The sequence below is a fragment of the Streptomyces sp. GbtcB7 genome (assembly GCF_019091445.1).
Lineage (GTDB): Bacteria > Actinomycetota > Actinomycetes > Streptomycetales > Streptomycetaceae > Streptomyces > Streptomyces mirabilis.
The window spans coordinates 1-235 of the sequence record NZ_JAGXJM010000643.1; the positions used below are offsets into that span (position 1 = coordinate 1).

Below are 235 nucleotides of genomic sequence, written 5' to 3' on the forward strand. Positions count from 1 at the left end.
GGCGGGCCCAGGTCCATCTTGAACCACTGAGGAAGCGCGTTGTTGGCGCTTTCCCAATACGTCGTGGTGCACCCGTCGACAGCGTTGGACGGAACGTAGTTCTGGGTGTAGCTGCTGGCTGTCGCCGTCTGGTGCAGTGCCAGGATCACGTTGTTCTTCGGGCTCGAAGCGTGCGTTGGTGAGGCGGAAGGCGCCTGCGTGCGTGACGGCGCTGCGTTGGGAGAGGTGCCGGCGG

Annotated in this window: 1 protein-coding gene; it reads right to left on the reverse strand. The window is 64.7% G+C overall.

The window, feature by feature from the left end; all coding sequences use genetic code 11:
- On the reverse strand, positions 1-149 hold a 149-nt coding region (locus tag KVT44_RS59855; protein WP_308314434.1), incomplete at its 3' end, for a discoidin domain-containing protein.
- Between the last annotated feature and the right edge of the window lie 86 nt (positions 150-235).